This is a genomic window from Pseudoalteromonas sp. MMG013 (assembly GCF_018100885.1).
In the GTDB taxonomy this organism is placed as follows: Bacteria; Pseudomonadota; Gammaproteobacteria; order Enterobacterales; family Alteromonadaceae; genus Pseudoalteromonas; species Pseudoalteromonas aurantia.
In genome coordinates this window covers 44,501-59,360 of the sequence record NZ_JAGJEE010000023.1, presented here as the reverse complement: position 1 = coordinate 59,360, position 14,860 = coordinate 44,501, and the positions used below count along the sequence as shown (strand labels likewise).

The following is a 14,860-nucleotide window of genomic DNA, read 5'->3' as shown; positions in this document are numbered from 1 at the left end:
ATATCATTTGCATTTAATTTCTCTTAAACTCTGATGTTGCTTTCCATTGTGGCCATTCAGCTTGTTGTGATATGTCATAACCGACTTGATAAAATAGTTGTAGGTCTTGCACTGCACCGTTCAAGTCCCATTCATCTCTGTAGCGATCACAGGGTTGGTGGTAGCAACCTCTTAGCACAAGACTCATGCGTTTACGGTAATTAGCGGTGGCATCATCAATGGCTTCAGTACCACCGCCTGCATACATGGCCGGCACTCCCATATTCGCAAATGCGAAGTGGTCAGAGCGATAATAGCCGCCTGATGCTGGTCTTGGGTCACCAGATACCACACGTCCCTGAGCTTTAGCGGCATTGGCTAGCATGTCGTCAAGGTCAGACTTACCTATACCTACAACACTAATATCCTTTACTTTACCTAATAAATTTAAGCTATCCATATTAATGTTTGCAACCGTTTTCTTTGCAGGTATAACTGGATTTGCGGCGTAGAATTTTGAGCCTAATAAACCTTGTTCTTCTGCTGTAACAGCCAAAAATGTCATTGAACGATCAGGCCTTGTCGGGAGTTTTGCGAATGCCTCAGCAACTTCTATCATACCACCGGTACCAGTGGCATTGTCATGAGCACCGTTGTATATTTGATCACCTTTTCTATTTTTATCTGTGCCTAAATGATCCCAATGAGCAGAGTAGATAATGTGTTCATCTGGTTTCTTACTACCGGGTAAGGTAGCAATAAAGTTGTAAGAAGTGGACGTTTTAATTTTACTTTTTACGGTAATAGATGCTGTTAAGTCACCCATATCGACGTGATAAGCACCTTTGGCAGCCTTCGCTTTTGCATCAGTAAAGTTTAAACCCGCTTTTTCAAATAGTTCTTTTGCAACATCGACAGTGACCCAACCTTCGACAGCGACTCGATCCATATTTTTATTGGCTTTTTGGAAACCAAATTGTTCGCCACTCCATGAGTTTTCGACTACGCTCCAAGGGTATGATGCAGGGGCCGTTTCATGGACAATGATAGCGCCTGCGGCACCTTGGCGGCTTGCTTCCTCGTACTTGTATGTCCAACGACCATAATAGGTCATGGCTTCACCTGTAAACATACTCGGATCTTTCGTTGCAAAACCTGGATCATTAACAAGCATAACAACCGTTTTGCCTTTCACATCTAAGCCATCGTAATCATTCCAATTGTATTCAGGAGCGTTAACCCCGTAGCCTACGAATACAAGCTCTGAATCTTTGATCGACTCTAGTGGGCTGATCCGACTTGTGCCCATCACCATTTCTTTCTTATATAGGTAGTCTTTACCACCGATTTTAAGCGCCATATTGGCATCAGCTTCGATAGAAACCAAGTCCACTTCTTGCAAGAAGCTATCACCATTACCAGGCTCATATCCCAAAGACTTAAAATGCTTGGTTAAATATGCAAGGGTCAGCTCTTCTCCTTTTGAAGAAGGAGCTCGGCCACCAAATTCATCAGATGCGAGAGTTTTAATATGCTCAGCAAGTTGTTGTGTGTTGATACTATCATAGGCAGTTTTTACATTTTCAGGGGTGTTTGAGGTACTAACACAACCGCTGAGCACGGCTATTGTAAGCGCGCTTAGAGTCATTTTAAGTTTCATAATGCTTCTTTTGTTATGTATTAAAGACACGTTAAGTATAAACACAATTTTGGTTTTTTTTCGAGTAACTGCGACAGTTGGGGCTGCTTTAATTGGACGCCAACAGGACTTAAGGTAAACTAATGAAAATATATTGAACTTGTTCTATTTATGAAGAAATTTACTCCCTCTGAGCATTATGAGCCACAGTTATTGAGAGGCGGTGCATTTGCCCACCTTAATACATTATTTGGTCTAGGCAACCAGTCTGGCTGGCCTGATTTTCCATGGCTAAATGGACTCGCATATCTTAAAAATAGCAATGGACAACAAGTTAGTTTTGTACCTGATTCACAGTTTCAAGAAGAAACGCGTTACTACGAGCAGATCATTTACGAAACAGGTCATATTCCAACTCGAGAGCAGAATTGGCACGACTTGTTTGGTGCATTAATTTGGTGTTTATTCCCAAAGACTAAATCATTGTTAAATAAAAGTCATATTGATGATATTGACCAGTATGGTTTAAAACAACGTAGCAAACATCGTAATGCCTTAACCTTGTTTGATGAGTGTGGTGTAGTGATGGCCATCACCGACGAACAGATAAAAACTGATTTACGAGCCCACAACTGGCATAGCGTATTTGTATCAAAACGCACACAGTGGGGCAAAGCTATACAGCCATTCATATTTGGACACGCAAATTATGAGATGCTCACTCAACCTTTTATCGGACTTACCGGAAAAGTACTGTGTATTGTAGTGGAAACAAGTTTTAGTACATTAACCTTACAACAACAGTACGCCTACTTAGATGACATACTTTATACGCGAATTGCATATGAAGGGATTTTAAAAGACAACAGCCAAATGTCACCATTGCCGTTATTGGGTATACCCGGGTGGTGTGAGGAAAATGAAGATGCAAAGTTTTATGATAATACGGATTATTTCAGAGCAAAAAGGCGTTAAGAAAAGGATCAATCATGATTGCAGTTGATAAGTTAGCGAAGCGCTTCAAGCTAACCAAAGAGCATAAGAAAAACAAGGAATGTCATGACAGTAGAGAATATGATGGGTATTTTCACTCGGTAAAAAATGTCAGTTTTACATGTGATCATGGTGAAGTATTGGGGCTTTTAGGTCCAAACGGCGCGGGAAAAACAACGACATTACGTATGTTATCTACCGCTTTGAAACCGGATCACGGGTCAATACTAATTGAAGACGATAATATTGTTAAACAGCCATTAATTGGACGCAAAGCAATTGGCTTTTTATCTGGCTCGACTGGATTATATGGTCGCTTGACGGCACGAGAAAATGTTGAGTATTTTGGCAAGCTGCATGGCCTTAAAGGACATGCGCTGAAAGCAAAGTGTGATGAGTTGTTTAGCATGCTAGACATGACCACATTCTTGGACAAACGGGCAGAGCATTTATCGACAGGAATGAAACAAAAAACAAATATTGCCAGGGCTGTCGTACATAACCCCAAAGTGGTCATTTTAGATGAGCCAACAACAGGGCTTGATATTATGACGACTCAGACGGTTATTTCGTTCATTCGTTCTTTAAAAGCACAAGGGATACCGGTGATTTTTTCAACACACCACCTCGATGAAGTTGCCTTGTTGTGTGACAAAATAGCGGTGATAGACCAAGGGGTAAGTTGCTTTGATGGTACTGTAACCGAATTTATGAAACAGGGCGGCAGTACTGAGTTGAATCAGGCCTTTCTAAATCTATTGAGTGGGAATAAGCATGTTTGAAGTTTTTAAAAAGGAAATTATAGAATTACTGAGGGATAGGAAAACGCTTTTTTTTATCATTGCATTACCAATGCTTATTTTCCCGATTATTTTAGGCTTTGTGGCATTTTTAACGTCTCAAGCAAGTTTAAAAGCCGAGCAACAGGTTCACACATATTATATTGTTAACACGCAATTTTCGACGGCTTTTTCAGAGGAAATATTCTACCACAAGAGCTTTAAAAAATATGCAGGACAAAAGCAGTTTGACTCAGTAGAGCAGCTTTCTGAGGCGGTTAAAGAGGGGGTCATTGATGTTGGTATATTTATTCCGAATGACCCAGAACTTGCAATGCAAGCAGGAAAGCAGAGCCAGTGGCAAATTGTATTTAACGATGCAAAAGCGATTAATTTCATTTTTAATCGTGTGCGTTCCGTCGCTAGTAAATTATCGAATGAGTTAAGAACCCGAGCTTTAAACGATTTAGGTGTTGATATTAGGCATCAACCCGCGTTACTTACTCCCATTACGATCAGCAAAGTCGATACGGCCGATAAGCGGGAAAACTACGGTGAAAAGTTGGGCGCATTGATCCCTTATTTGTTGTTACCTTTGGTATTAATGGGAGCCAGTTATCCGGCAATCGATTTGGGGGCTGGAGAAAAAGAACGAGGGACTTTAGAAACATTGTTATTAACTCCCGTGACGCGCTCAGAGTTAGTCCTAGGAAAGTTTTTTACTGTATTGGCAAGTTCAATCGCATGTACATTGATTACAGTTGTGAGTTTGGCTATTTGGGTGAGCGTAGCGTCAAGTTTTGTGAGTTTAGAAGCGGTCAAAACCGCATTTAATAGCGTGACTGCTTGGGACTTTATACTTATATTTTCGTTGTTGTTGCCAGTAGCTGCGATGTTATCTTCATTGGTTCTGGCGATATCAATATATGCACGGACATTTAAAGAGGCGCAAAACTATATGGGTCCATTGAGTATGGCTGTGTTTGTGCCTATTGTTGTTTCATTATTGCCAAACATGGAACTTGATAACGTTACCGCGCTTATTCCAATAACCAATGTTGCATTGGCTATCAAAGAGGTTGTAAAAGGCACAGTTGATCAGGGTGCTATTGCACTTATCTTTATTGCATCAGCTGCATTGGCAAGTTTACTTTTACTGAGCTGTGTAAGGTGGTTTAACAAGGAATCCGTTCTATTTAGGTAATAGCGGCTTACATCGATATTTTATGAGCGCGCTCACGTTAATTTAACGAGCGCGCTCACTTTACTATGCCGCTTCATCAGAAGCATTTTGGGATGGTATACCTTGTAGACCTTCATCTAATGCAACGACATTAAGAACATGTTGAATATCTGACCAATGTAATAGTTCAATTTTACCCTCTTTATTTTCAACTAACGCGGTGCAATTTTCTATCCAGTCACCGTCATTACAATAAATGATTCCATCGCATACTTTTAAGGCGGGTTGGTGAATATGTCCGCATATAATACCATCCACGCCTTGTCTTTTTGCTTCGTGAATAGCTGCCGCTTCAAATGCCGCAATTGCTTCTCTCGCTTTATGAACACGATTTTTAAGCCAAGAGGCGAGTGACCAATAATGGCCTCCATATAAACGCCTTACACGATTACTCCAACGGTTCAAAAAGAGCAAAAAATCGTAGGCAGCATCTCCGGCAATACTGATTAATTTGTTGTATCGAGTTGCAGAATCAAAGTCATCACCATGTAGCAGTAAGAATTTTTTCCCTGCTGAGGTGGTATGGATAAATGATTTGTGGACTTCTACATTGAACAGGGTGTGACCGGCATACTGCCTGAACGTTTCATCATGATTCCCTGGAATATAAATTACTTTTGTGCCAGCCTCCGCTTTTTCTTGAATGCACTCTAATACCTTGTAATGGCTTGTATCCCAATAGAATTGCCGCTTCATTGACCATAGGTCGACGATATCACCGACGAGATAAAGTACACCGCATTCTGTTCGGTTTAAGAAATCAAGTAGGTAGCTAGCTTTACAGTCTTTGTAGCCAAGGTGGGTATCTGAAATCCAAATACTTGGATAGTACGTTGCTTTCATTCGCTCTTATCTCTAGCGTAATAAAATCAAGCATAGTGTTAGAAAGTGACAATTCGACGACGAGATAAAGAAGAGAATATGACAGTCATTGAGGCATATACTTTTTGGAATACTTATTATAAAAAAGCGAGTGACTAATAAGCCACTCGCGACAAATAATTTACTGCGATAATTTAAAGTAGCTTACTGTGAGTTAATCAACGCACAAATTTCGGTAACAGCATCGTCAATACTTAACATCCGTTTTTCACCCGTACGTCGGTTTTTAAGCTCAACTTGATTATTATCAAGGTTACGTTCACCAATGACGAGTGTATATGGTACGCCAAGTAACTCCATGTCATTAAACATAACACCAGGTCGTTCTTTTCGGTCATCAAAGAGTATGTCGACCCCTGCTTTTTTAAATTCTGAATATAAATTATTAGCAATTTCAGGGATACGATGAGATTTATGCATATTCATAGGCACAATCGCAAGCGAAAATGGCGCCAATGCCAATGGCCATTTAATACCATAGTCATCGTTATTTTGTTCAATTGCTGCGGCGACAATACGTGACACACCGATACCGTAGCAACCCATGCTCATCATTTGGTTTTTACCACTTTCACCAAGCACACCAGCATTCATTGATTCTGAATATTTAGTGCCGAGCTGAAAAATGTGACCGACTTCAACACCGCGTTTGATATGTAATGACCCATTACCGCAAGGACTTGGATCGCCTTCAACAACGTTACGAATATCAGCAACTACATAGTCTGTTACATCACGACCCCAGTTTATGCCACTGTAGTGTTCACCATCTTTATTGGCTCCAGCCACAAAGTCAGCCATGACAGCAGCACTATGGTCAACGATAACAGGCATATTTAAACCGACAGGTCCCAAAGAACCAGGCCGGGCACCAATAGCGGAAATAATATCTTGTTCTTTTGCCATTTCAAGAGGTGAATGGACTAGGTCGTGAGACTGTGCCTTTAATTCATTCAAATCATGATCACCGCGAACAATTAACGCAACCAATCCACGTCGCTCGTTTTCATCTGCTGCACCATAAACTATTAACGTTTTAACGCCACGGTGTGGTTTTACACCGTGGTTGGCTTTTAATTCAGCGATCGTTTTGGCTTCTGGCGTAGCAAATGAGTTTAGCTCTTTGGATGGGGCCGCTCTTTCTGTTTTTGGTGCTAATGCTTCTGCCTTTTCAATGTTAGCTGCGTAATCACTTGCATCACTAAATGCGATAGCATCCTCACCCGATTCAGCCAAAACATGAAATTCATGTGATAGGCTTCCACCGATTGAGCCTGTATCTGCGAGTACTGGACGATAATTGAGTCCCAAGCGTTCAAAAATATTACAATAGGCCTGATGCATTCGCTGATAGGTTTGTGTTAAACACTCTTCGCTTAAATGGAAAGAGTAAGCATCCTTCATGGTGAATTCGCGTGCGCGCATTACGCCAAAGCGAGGGCGGACTTCATCACGTACCTTGGTCTGTACTTGATACAACGTGATCGGAAGTTGTTTGTAACTATTGATCTCTTTTCTAACGAAATCTGTAATAACTTCTTCGTGTGTTGGGCCTAGTGCGAAAGGGCGATTATTTCGATCTGTGATACGCAGAAGTTCTGGACCAAACTGTTCCCAACGCCCAGATTCCTGCCAAAGATCGGCTGGTTGGATCACTGGCATCAGCATCTCAATCGCGCCCGCATTATCCATTTCTTCTCGCACAATCTTTTCTACGTTGCGTAAAACTTTCAAGCCAGAAGGAAGCCAAGTATAGAGGCCTGAAGCCAATTTGCGGATCATACCCGCTCGAAGCATAAGCTGATGACTGATAATTTCAGCATCCGAAGGCGTCTCTTTTAGAGTCGCTAAAATATATTGACTAGTACGCATGGTTGTTCCGTTCGTAATGTATTTATTTTTCGTGTTAATTCCGCGTAGTTTAACAGCGCTGACGGCGCAGACAAGTAATTATTCTATGTCGCTATTGTTTGGAAATCTCAATGACCTGGTTGTGGTTTTCATCAACCTGCCAGCGGATGTTAAAATCGTATAGAGTCATACCATAAAACTGGGTCTGTTGCTTTTGTTTTTTGTAAGCTGGGCGTGGGTCTTGCTTTAACACATTCGTTATAAAAGCACGTAATTCAGGGTATTGCTGTTGCTGAGAAATGTACGAGTCAGCTTGTTCACTGAATGCTACTGTCATTTGGGTTTCAGGGCGAGTATCAGCAAAACCAGCACTTGCGTCAGTCATTGCATCGGAATACGGCAAATAGGGTTTTATATCAATAATGGGGGTGCCATCAAGTAAATCTATACCAGAGAGCCGCAAAGCAAGTTGGCCATTTTTATATTCAATACTTTCTAATTTTACCGCGCTCATACCTATACCATTAGGTCGAAATGTTGCGCGGGTAGCAAAGACGCCTTTTTTTTCATTTCCGCCTAAGCGAGGAGGACGTACTAAAGCGGAGTAACCTTTGTCAGCGGTTTCGTGAAACCGAAACAACAGCCATAAATGGCTAAATTCATCAATGCCCCTAACAAACTCTTCTCGGTTAAAGTCTTTGGTGAAGATGAGTCTTGCTTTTGCCTGTGGCACTAACCTAGGTTGGCGGGGAATGGCAAATTTTTGTTTGTAAGGTGATTCTATATGGCCAATAGGCACGATTTGATAATTGTCCACAAGTTCTCGGTTCGTTTTATCTAAGTCATAGTTCTGTCACTATTGTACTTGGGAATAAAAAATTAACCAATGTGAAATAGGGCGTAATGCCATGTAATATCATTATTCTTTATATACGGATAATCTTATAACCAATGCAGACAAGTAGATTTAAAGCTGATAATTAGATTATGACAGAGAACAAAAAACCGACGTTAAAGTTTCCTAGCCATGTCGAGACTGAACAAGATAGTTACATCGAGTTGTTAGGAGGAAGAGCAAATGAGCTACGTAATTTACTTTCCCAAAGTAAGAGTTTAACTGAAGCGTTGAAAAGTCAAAATGATAAGAACGAGCCAAAATAAGGTCGATTGTTTCGAAAAGCTACTATTTAGTTGTTGTGAATCAAGCTTACAGCAATACTCTGTGCAAGCTAGATATGAATTTTACCTAAGTTTATTAGAATACAAGAATGAGTTGTTAGAGCTATATACCGTATTTGTAAGTACAGATACATCTGCTGAAAGTTATGAAGAAATTCTCGAATTAACCAAAAACAAACTGCAGTGTAATATGGAAGGTGCGCACAAAGCGCCTAGCGATATTGCGCCAATGCTTAATCATACAGTTTACGGGTTAGCACGCAATGCGTTACAGTGCGCATATTCCTAAATTAATAAACACTGACGGTAAAAAATTTGAAATTAACTTATTAATTTGCGTTGAACCTATCTGTTATCTTCATAACTAACGCTTTAGCTTGGACAAATTCAAAGTCGTTAATTAGCTCTTCTAGCTCACAAGAGTCATCGCTAGACATAAACTGAAGGCCGTTTAGTTCATTAACGGTCTCAATTGCTTCGACATCGTTAGAATCTATCAAGTCAGTAAGCAACTTTAATCGTTGGATTATTAGGGGTTTATTAAGTTTATCGGTTGGTTCATGCTCTTGTTTTTTTGCCTCATAATTAGGGCGTTTAGTTAAGCGTATAGATATTTCTTTTAAATAGGCAATAATGTCGTGAATATCATTCATATTTACGCTACCACCACTGTCGATTGTTGATTCAAATAGCCCTCCAATATCAGCGAGTCGAGTCGCACATAAATTGGCTGCAGATCCTTTTAACGAATGTGCAATCCGAGATGCGTGCTCTGTATCACCAATTATGAGTGCTTGCTCTAAATTAATCATTTCTTCTATTTGGTTTTTAATAAATTTAGTTAAAATTGACCAATAGGCTTTTTCGTTTCCACCAATACGTTTAATACCTTCCGCATAGGCAATCCCATCCAATGTAAACGATTCTACTTCTATCTTTTGTGTATCTATTTCAACGTTATCAATAGTACCAGTTGGGGCTATATTTTGTGGTGTTTGTATGGGTTCTAGACAAGCGTGGATAGTTGCTAACATCGCATCAAAGTTTATCGGCTTTGCAATATGAGCATTCATACCTGCTTGGGTACATTTATGTATGTCTTCTTGCATTGCATTTGCTGTCATTGCGATTATGGGCAATGTATCAAGTGACTTGGTTTTACGAATTTCTTGCGTTGCAGTGAGCCCATCCATAACTGGCATTTGCATATCCATTAACACCAAATTGAACGGTTGCTCTTGTACCATATTCAGGGCTTCGAGGCCATTATTTGCAATCGTTATATGTAAATTGACGGATTGCAGCATTTCGTATGCAACTTCTTGATTTGTGATGTTATCTTCAACTAATAAAATACGTTGACCTGAAAAACCGACATTTTCTATTTCAGATACTGGGCTAACATGATGCTCTGATGGTCGCTGTAAGCCGTAACATTCCATTATTGTGTCTAGTAGTATGGAAGCGTTAACAGGTTTAATAATCAACCCATCCAGCAGGGTGGATACTTCTTTATTCATGCCCACTTCTTTTCCATAGGCGGTCACTAGAATGATCACTGGCTGCTCTGCAATCGCCATATTACGTATATGTTTTATGGTATCTATTCCGTTCATGCCGGGCATATTCCAATCCATAAAGACTAAGTCATACTTAGCGACTTCTAACTCACTCACCGCTTCTCTTCCACTGCTTACGCTATTGACCGTCAGACCCATAGCTTTTAACAGGTTGTATAATATAGCCCGCGCGCTGTCATTATCATCTACTACCAAAGCTTTTTTATCTTTGAGATTAGCTTCAGGACAAACAAAATTTCTGACTTTCGCTTCTTGGAGGCCGCATTGCACAGTAAAGAAAAACTCCGAGCCTTTGTCGACTTCACTGATTACCCCAATTTCCCCGCCCATAAGCTCAACGAGATTTTTAGAAATACTTAAACCGAGACCAGTACCGCCATACTTACGGGTAATTGAACCATCTGCTTGAGAGAACGCACTGAATAGCTTTTCTTGTTGTGCTTGGGATAAACCTATGCCGCTGTCTTTAACGCTAAACCTCAGTACAACATTATCGTTGCTCTGTTTCGCAACTGTAATTGCGATAACGATTTCGCCTGAATCAGTAAATTTAATCGCGTTACCACACAAATTTATTAAAACTTGCCCTAATCGCAAGGGGTCTCCTATTAAGCTTATTGGTATATCAGGGGCGACATCAAGTAATAGCTCTAGGTTTTTATCTTGTGCTTTGACAGCATTAACTGTCACTACGTTGTCTGTTACTTCATCAAGCAGAAAGCTAACCGACTCAACGGTCATTTTACCCGACTCTATTTTAGAAAAATCGAGAATATCGTTAATGATCCCTAACAGGTTTTTCGCGGCTTGATCTATTTTTGTGACATATCCGAGTTGTTGCGTATTAAGGTCGGTTTTAAGTGCCAAATGGCTCATTCCAATAATTGCATTCATTGGAGTTCGAATTTCATGGCTCATATTGGCAAGAAACTCGCCTTTCGCTGTACTCATTTGGTCAGCTTGTTCTTTTGCAACAATTAATTGTTGTTCCATTTCTTTACGTTCGGTCACATCTAAGATTAAGCCGACAATGCCCGCTACTTCACCATCAGCATTACAAAAGGTAGCCTCGTAAATCACCACATCTCTAGGTTGCCCTTCGATATTAATTAAAGTTAACTCATAGTTATGGCTGCCAGGTTCATTTAAAAGAGCTTGCTCAGATTCGACAAACTGTTGTGCAATATTTTTGCTAAAAATCTCACTGGGAACGGCACCAATGACATCAGCGTCAAATGTGCCTATGAATTCATGAAAAATTGAATTTACACCCAAATACTCGCCATCACGATTGCGATAATACATGGGGTTTGGAATTGCATCGATGATCTGCCGATTAAGTTCAAGTTGTTCTAGCACTTTTTTCTCTGTACTGCGTTGTAATTCTATATTCTGAGTAAGTTGCAAACTAATGGCCAAATCTTGAATAACGGATTCGACCCATTCAAAATCTTTTGCTGAAACGGGTTTTAGACTGCCTAATTCAAGTAGCCCTACGCATTCGTTGCTGACCATCAGAGGGAAGTAATAGAGTTCAGATAGGTATAAGCTCTCTCCATTGAGCTCGATAGCATATTGAGACTCTTGCAACGACATAGAATAAGTTTGTTTGCTACTGAGTACATGAAAATGAATTGAATCATAGTTATCATAATAAGTAGGGGATTTTTTACAGTAGCCAGTACCTGCGACGCGAAATAGCTTGGCATCGTTGAAGACATAAAGTCCAAGCAGAGGAACGGATAGCCTACGGCCAAGAAACTGCATAAGCTCTTCCCCTAACTCTTTGGCGGAGTTTTTTCCTCTTAGCGCAAGTCCGAAGTCTTTCATTATGGTATTAAATTGCAGTTGTTTAGAAATGTTGTGAAGTAACGTGTTCATTGCGCGTGAAAAGTTTGCGAGTTCCCCCTGTGTTTGAGTATCAAGCCTAAAATCATAGTCGTCTTCTTCAACATGAGAGACGACCTTCTTTTGCATCTTAGAAACAGGGTTGATATACATTTTCCAAAGTAAATAGAACGATAATGCAATACTGACTATTAAAATTATACTCATTATCTTTTGTAGTTTATGCGCCCATATTAAATCATTCGCGTTATTGATAATTCGGGTTTCTAGTTTGCTTGCCATATGCCAATGAGCATCGTCTATGGCAGCCATAATTTTAGCTTTTTCGATAAAATACTCATCACTAAAAAGTAGACGTTGTGCCGCTGGCAAGTTGGGCTCACCTTGAACGGTCCAATTTCCGAATATGTCTTGTTGCATCCCTGCAACTAAATAAAATGCGTGACGCTCCATACTGACAAGCGCATCAGATGTCGCTAAGGCTAATTTCATTTGGCTGAGTTCATAATCATCAATTCCAACTATCTCAAAACGTTCTATAATTGATGGGCCATTGAAGTTACTTGAGATATCCGGAGGGGAGGCATAAGGGGATGCCAAAGCATCCCAATAACTAAAGCTTAATTCATTTGGTGGAGGCGCTTTACCATCTCGAACATTGAGGACATACTGGAATAGCTCATACCAACGGGTGTTTCCTGTTAAAGCGTAAGTTCGGGCGAAGTTAGTTAGCTGATCAGAGCTTTGTTTTAGTTCTTGTGTGAGCTCACTTAGCTCCAACAGTTGTTTGCTATCATGTTGCTCTAATGTTTCCTTTTCCTGCATGTAATATGCAATATATTGAATTGCGACACTGATACTAAACATCACTGAAAATATAGATATAAATAAAGTACGTACACTGATCATAGAAAATAACCTAACTTTTTGGCACGATCACAAGAATAGACCTAATATGATGATATTGGCTAATAATATGTAAACAAAGCAGGCTCAGTAATGTCAGATAAGTACACTGTACTGGTTGTGGATGACGCGAAGGAAAATTTAGCAGTAATGTCGCAACTTCTGAAGGAAGACTACCGGGTTGTAGTTGCTAAAAGTGGAGAGCAAGCGTTACAGCTACTTACTTCACAAAAAATAGATATTGTTTTATTAGATGTTGTTATGCCAAATATGGATGGCTATCAAGTAATTACACATATAAAGTCTCAAGATGCTTTACAAGATTTGCCGGTTATATTTTTAACGGGCAAAGACAGTGTTGAAGATGAGGAAAAAGGGTTTGAATTAGGCGCGTGTGATTATATCAACAAGCCAATCAGTCCACCCATTGTAAAAGCACGGGTTCGAACGCACATACAAAATAAGCGGACTCGAGATTTTTTGAAAGATCAAAACACCTTTTTAGAAAAAGAGATAATAAAAAGAACAGAAGAAATGTCTAAGCTTCAAGATGCGACTATCACTGCGATGGCGAGTTTGGCAGAGACCCGAGACCAAGAAACTGGTAATCATATTCGTCGTACGCAGTTATACGTAAAGTTACTTGCTGATAAACTGCATAAAAAGGATAAGTATAAAGACCAGTTAACCGTTAAGCTCATCAATATTTTCTATAAATCTGCGCCGCTACATGACATTGGTAAAGTTGGGATCCCTGACAATATATTATTAAAACCCGGAAAATTAGATTTTGATGAATTTGAGGTGATGAAACAACACACCGACTTTGGGTTTAAGGCCATCGAAAATGCTGAGTCGGAAATGGGGGCAGACGATACGTTTTTGAAAGTAGCGAAAGAGATTGCGCATTATCATCATGAAAAGTGGGATGGAAGCGGTTACCCTGATGGATTAAAGGGGGAAGCAATCCCTTTGAGCGCGAGGTTAATGGCCATTGCTGACGTTTACGACGCACTGATTAGTAAACGGGTGTATAAAGATGCGATGACCCATGAACAAGCAATGAAGATAATTGCAGAGGGTCGAGGGTCTCATTTTGATCCTGACATGATTGACGCCTTCTTTGAAATAGAAACCGAATTTTACGAAATTTCGCAGAAGTATACCGATGGTTAACCCAATAAGAGTTGCTAGTAACTAACCTCAGCTCTGGATAAGCGAATTTGCCCAATAAAGCTTATTGCCCAATAAAGCTTATTTTTCTGACTCTCGGCGTTGCTTTCACTTGTAATAGGCAGCTATTACTGCATAAAAGCGCCTTGATATTGAACAAAATATCATCATTAGATTGTACGTAAGTTTGTTTACAAAACATTGTCTATTCCAAAACCCTTACCCAAACCTGAGGTCAACTAAATAACCGCACAAGATTGGCACGGTTATAAGGTATAGATAAGAAAGTTACTCGTCTTCTATCGTGCGATGTAGCAAAGACTCTGTTTCGATCGCGATTTCTTTCATTTTTATCGCATAAAGCTCTAGCTTTTTTTCGTCTTCTGTGGAGGGTTCAAACAGAGGGACGGGAATAGGGTAGCCAGCTTGATCCATTGCAATGAAACTAATAATACAGTGGTTACTTTCGGTTAATACTTGCTTCTGGGGGTCACCACACCTTACTCGTACAAATATTTGCATACTCGTTTTGCCTGTATGGGCAATTTTTGCTGAGACTTCTACAATTTGGCCTACTAAAATAGGGCGCTTAAAGCGTACACCCGCGACCGACACAGTCACTGAATAACTGCCGCTCCAACCAGCCGCACACGCATAGCCTGCCTGATCGATCCATTTCATTACAATGCCACCATGTACTTTCCCGCCGAAATTAACGTCGGTAGGTTCTGCCAAAAACCGAAAAACCACTTCTGATTTACTGTCCATTTTATGCCCCTGAGACTTAAATTATTATTTAAGTATATGC

12 protein-coding genes are annotated in these 14,860 nt (G+C 40.2%); 6 read left to right on the top strand and 6 right to left on the bottom strand.

All coding sequences use genetic code 11. The annotated features are described in order from the left end of the window. Window positions 1-13 precede the first annotated feature (13 nt). The gene (locus J8L98_RS17935) at window positions 14-1,639 is read right to left on the bottom strand and encodes a M28 family metallopeptidase (protein WP_210997559.1); all 1,626 of its coding nucleotides are present in this window, start codon (window positions 1,637-1,639) and stop codon (window positions 14-16) included. 150 nt (window positions 1,640-1,789) lie between these two features. Here J8L98_RS17935 and J8L98_RS17930 point away from each other — a divergent pair, with 150 nt between their 5' ends. Genes J8L98_RS17930 through J8L98_RS17920 form a run of 3 tightly spaced genes read left to right on the top strand, consistent with a single transcriptional unit; the run spans window position 1,790 to window position 4,594 of the window. Continuing rightward, window positions 1,790-2,593 (top strand): DUF3025 domain-containing protein, encoded by an 804-nt coding sequence (locus tag J8L98_RS17930; protein WP_210997558.1) that lies wholly within the window; start codon window positions 1,790-1,792, stop codon window positions 2,591-2,593. 14 nt (window positions 2,594-2,607) lie between these two features. Continuing rightward, window positions 2,608-3,393, top strand: coding sequence for an ATP-binding cassette domain-containing protein (locus J8L98_RS17925; RefSeq protein WP_210997557.1), 786 nt, complete (start codon window positions 2,608-2,610; stop codon window positions 3,391-3,393). Then, complete coding sequence (locus J8L98_RS17920) at window positions 3,386-4,594, top strand: ABC transporter permease (protein ID WP_210997556.1); 1,209 nt, start codon at window positions 3,386-3,388, stop codon at window positions 4,592-4,594. The genes J8L98_RS17925 and J8L98_RS17920 overlap by 8 nt, the downstream gene beginning before the upstream one ends. A 63-nt stretch (window positions 4,595-4,657) precedes the next feature. Here the strand turns inward: J8L98_RS17920 and J8L98_RS17915 are convergent, their stop codons facing one another. The 3 genes from J8L98_RS17915 to tsaA all read right to left on the bottom strand — a co-directional run bounded on the left by J8L98_RS17915 (window position 4,658) and on the right by tsaA (window position 8,183). Further along, window positions 4,658-5,476 (bottom strand): UDP-2,3-diacylglucosamine diphosphatase, encoded by an 819-nt coding sequence (locus J8L98_RS17915; RefSeq protein ID WP_210997555.1) that lies wholly within the window; start codon window positions 5,474-5,476, stop codon window positions 4,658-4,660. A 183-nt stretch (window positions 5,477-5,659) separates the two neighbouring features. After that, window positions 5,660-7,387 carry a proline--tRNA ligase gene (locus J8L98_RS17910; RefSeq protein ID WP_210997554.1) on the bottom strand — a complete coding sequence of 576 codons (1,728 nt, stop codon included), beginning with the start codon at window positions 7,385-7,387 and terminating at the stop codon, window positions 5,660-5,662. A 91-nt stretch (window positions 7,388-7,478) separates the two neighbouring features. Further along, a complete protein-coding gene (gene tsaA / locus J8L98_RS17905; RefSeq protein WP_210997553.1) occupies window positions 7,479-8,183 on the bottom strand; it encodes a tRNA (N6-threonylcarbamoyladenosine(37)-N6)-methyltransferase TrmO in 705 nt (234 codons plus the stop codon). Between the two features lie 170 nt (window positions 8,184-8,353). Here tsaA and J8L98_RS17900 point away from each other — a divergent pair, with 170 nt between their 5' ends. Beyond that, window positions 8,354-8,527, top strand: a complete 174-nt coding sequence (locus J8L98_RS17900) for a hypothetical protein (RefSeq protein WP_192507518.1) — start codon at window positions 8,354-8,356, stop codon at window positions 8,525-8,527. Beyond that, on the top strand, window positions 8,505-8,834 hold the full coding sequence (locus tag J8L98_RS17895; protein WP_210997552.1) for a hypothetical protein: 330 nt from the start codon (window positions 8,505-8,507) through the stop codon (window positions 8,832-8,834). The genes J8L98_RS17900 and J8L98_RS17895 overlap by 23 nt, the downstream gene beginning before the upstream one ends. A gap of 40 nt (window positions 8,835-8,874) precedes the next feature. Here J8L98_RS17895 and J8L98_RS17890 read toward each other — a convergent pair whose 3' ends face one another. Beyond that, window positions 8,875-12,882 (bottom strand): hybrid sensor histidine kinase/response regulator, encoded by a 4,008-nt coding sequence (locus J8L98_RS17890; protein ID WP_210997551.1) that lies wholly within the window; start codon window positions 12,880-12,882, stop codon window positions 8,875-8,877. A gap of 90 nt (window positions 12,883-12,972) precedes the next feature. On the opposite strand from J8L98_RS17890, the gene J8L98_RS17885 reads away from it, so the two are divergent. Continuing rightward, window positions 12,973-14,055, top strand: a complete 1,083-nt coding sequence (locus tag J8L98_RS17885; RefSeq protein ID WP_210997550.1) for a two-component system response regulator — start codon at window positions 12,973-12,975, stop codon at window positions 14,053-14,055. 285 nt (window positions 14,056-14,340) lie between these two features. Here the strand turns inward: J8L98_RS17885 and J8L98_RS17880 are convergent, their stop codons facing one another. Next, window positions 14,341-14,820 (bottom strand): acyl-CoA thioesterase, encoded by a 480-nt coding sequence (locus J8L98_RS17880; RefSeq protein ID WP_192507522.1) that lies wholly within the window; start codon window positions 14,818-14,820, stop codon window positions 14,341-14,343. Window positions 14,821-14,860: the final 40 nt, after the last annotated feature.

What these genes read in the sequence shown, in the direction of transcription:
- J8L98_RS17930 (WP_210997558.1), top strand. Translation starts at nt 1,790, where the DNA reads ATGAAGAAATTTACTCCCTCTGAGCATTATGAGCCACAGTTATTGAGA.
- J8L98_RS17885 (WP_210997550.1), top strand. Translation starts at nt 12,973, where the DNA reads ATGTCAGATAAGTACACTGTACTGGTTGTGGATGACGCGAAGGAAAAT.
- J8L98_RS17890 (WP_210997551.1), bottom strand. Translation starts at nt 12,882, where the DNA reads ATGATCAGTGTACGTACTTTATTTATATCTATATTTTCAGTGATGTTT.
- J8L98_RS17920 (WP_210997556.1), top strand. Translation starts at nt 3,386, where the DNA reads ATGTTTGAAGTTTTTAAAAAGGAAATTATAGAATTACTGAGGGATAGG.
- J8L98_RS17900 (WP_192507518.1), top strand. Translation starts at nt 8,354, where the DNA reads ATGACAGAGAACAAAAAACCGACGTTAAAGTTTCCTAGCCATGTCGAG.
- J8L98_RS17895 (WP_210997552.1), top strand. Translation starts at nt 8,505, where the DNA reads ATGATAAGAACGAGCCAAAATAAGGTCGATTGTTTCGAAAAGCTACTA.
- J8L98_RS17925 (WP_210997557.1), top strand. Translation starts at nt 2,608, where the DNA reads ATGATTGCAGTTGATAAGTTAGCGAAGCGCTTCAAGCTAACCAAAGAG.
- J8L98_RS17880 (WP_192507522.1), bottom strand. Translation starts at nt 14,820, where the DNA reads ATGGACAGTAAATCAGAAGTGGTTTTTCGGTTTTTGGCAGAACCTACC.
- J8L98_RS17910 (WP_210997554.1), bottom strand. Translation starts at nt 7,387, where the DNA reads ATGCGTACTAGTCAATATATTTTAGCGACTCTAAAAGAGACGCCTTCG.
- J8L98_RS17915 (WP_210997555.1), bottom strand. Translation starts at nt 5,476, where the DNA reads ATGAAAGCAACGTACTATCCAAGTATTTGGATTTCAGATACCCACCTT.
- J8L98_RS17935 (WP_210997559.1), bottom strand. Translation starts at nt 1,639, where the DNA reads ATGAAACTTAAAATGACTCTAAGCGCGCTTACAATAGCCGTGCTCAGC.